This is a genomic window from Coriobacteriia bacterium, from assembly GCA_013334745.1.
In the GTDB taxonomy this organism is placed as follows: domain Bacteria; phylum Actinomycetota; class Coriobacteriia; order Anaerosomatales; family JAAXUF01; genus JAAXWY01.
In genome coordinates this window covers 1-1,691 of sequence record JAAXWY010000093.1, presented here as the reverse complement: position 1 = coordinate 1,691, position 1,691 = coordinate 1, and the positions used below count along the sequence as shown (strand labels likewise).

Below are 1,691 nucleotides of genomic sequence, written 5' to 3'. Positions count from 1 at the left end.
TGCCGCTCGCGAGTACGGCCTCGTCTGCGGGCACGGCGAGACCCTCTTCGATCTCGTGGCGCACGCGCTCCGGCTCGGCGGCGGGCAGGTCGATCTTGTTGATGAGCGGGATGATCTCGAGTTGCGCATTCATCGCCATGAGCGCGTTGGCCACGGTCTGCGCCTCGACGCCTTGCGTGGCGTCGACCACGAGCAGTACGCCCTCACATGCCTCGAGTGAGCGGCTGACCTCGTAGGTGAAGTCAACGTGACCCGGAGTATCGATCATGTTGAGCTGGTATTGATGTCCGTCCTCGGAGTCGAACATCACGCGCACTGACTGGGCCTTGATCGTGATGCCGCGCTCGCGCTCGATATCCATCGAGTCGAGGACCTGTTCGACCATGTCACGCGACTCGACGGTATGCGTCAGCTCGAGGATCCGGTCCGCGAGCGTCGACTTGCCGTGGTCGATGTGAGCGATGATCGAGAAGTTGCGTATGTAGCGGGGGTCTGTGGTCATAGCGAGGTAGTCTACCACGCTCGCGCCGCGTGTTGGCGACGCTCGGAAGCGTGTGTTAGAGTGGCAAGGTTCGTCGACACCCCACTGTCGAGGGCACCATCGTAGACCGAAAGGGTTAGGCCACCGTGGCAAACATCAAGAGCCAGAAGAAGCGCGTCCTCACCAACGAGAAGGCGCACCTGCGTAACAAGGCATACAAGTCGGAGCTGAAGACCGCTATCAAGCGCGTCCACACTGCGATCGAGGCCGGCGACGCTGCCGCCGCCAAGGAAGCTGCTGTCGCGGCTTCGACCCTGCTCGACAAGGCTGCCAGCAAGGGCATCATCCACAAGAGCCAGGCTGCCAACCGCAAGTCGGGCATCATGAAGGCTGCGAACGCGGTCGGCTAGACCCCGCAGACCTTCACGATCCAACGTTCGAGAGCGAGCCGGGCATCCCGGCTCGTTTTCATTTCCCGCTCCGCGTCAGCCGCAGCACGCAGCAGGTCCACGAGCTCCTCGCCCGTGAACGCACGAGCCTGCCGAGGAAGGCGCTTGAGCTGCCAATCCGGACGACCCAGTGCGCGCGCGAGATCCGCCGCCGACCCCTGTCCCCTGTCGGCCAGCGCCCGCGCCGCCATCAAGTCGCGCAGCGAGCGCATCGCGACGGCGTGCAGCCCGAAGACCGACTCACCGTCGCCGATGAGGGTGGATGAGAGTTTAAGGGCGCGACGGCAGTCACGATCCGCGAGCGCTTCAGCGAAATCCCAGACCTTTGCCTTTGCGGTGTTGGCCACGACCGCTTCGATGTCGACCCGCGTGATCGTGTCGCGCTCGCCGATATAGGCGATCAACTTATCGATCTCCGCGCTCACCTTGCGTAGATCCTCGCCGGTGGCGGCGACGAACTCCTCGGCGACGTCTAGTGACATCGACTTGCCACGGTCAGCAGCGAGCGAGACCACTCCACGTACGAACTCGGCACCTTTCGGCGTCTTACGTTCGAGTACGCCACCCAACTTGTCGACGGCCTTGTAGAGGCGCGTGTTCTTGGCGAGTTTGGCGCCCGACAGCGCCAGCACACAGCTGGGCGCCGGATCCGCTGCGTACGCGGTGATGGCATCTGCAGCGTCTTTAGAGAGCTTCTCGACGTTACGCACCATCACGAGTCGGTACTCGGACGCGAACGGCTGGGTGTTGCAGGCGACAAC

3 protein-coding genes are annotated in these 1,691 nt (G+C 63.5%); 1 reads left to right on the top strand and 2 read right to left on the bottom strand.

From position 1 onward, the window contains the following. The coding region (locus HGB10_12120; protein NTU72550.1) for a GTP-binding protein at positions 1 to 502 on the bottom strand (502 nt) is incomplete at its 3' end. 125 nt (positions 503 to 627) lie between these two features. Between HGB10_12120 and rpsT the strand changes: the two genes are divergently transcribed. Beyond that, positions 628 to 891 (top strand): 30S ribosomal protein S20, encoded by a 264-nt coding sequence (rpsT, locus tag HGB10_12115; protein NTU72549.1) that lies wholly within the window; start codon positions 628 to 630, stop codon positions 889 to 891. Here rpsT and holA read toward each other — a convergent pair. After that, positions 888 to 1,691, bottom strand: an 804-nt coding sequence (gene holA / locus HGB10_12110; GenBank protein ID NTU72548.1) for a DNA polymerase III subunit delta, incomplete at its 5' end; no start/stop codon positions are given. The genes rpsT and holA overlap by 4 nt on opposite strands.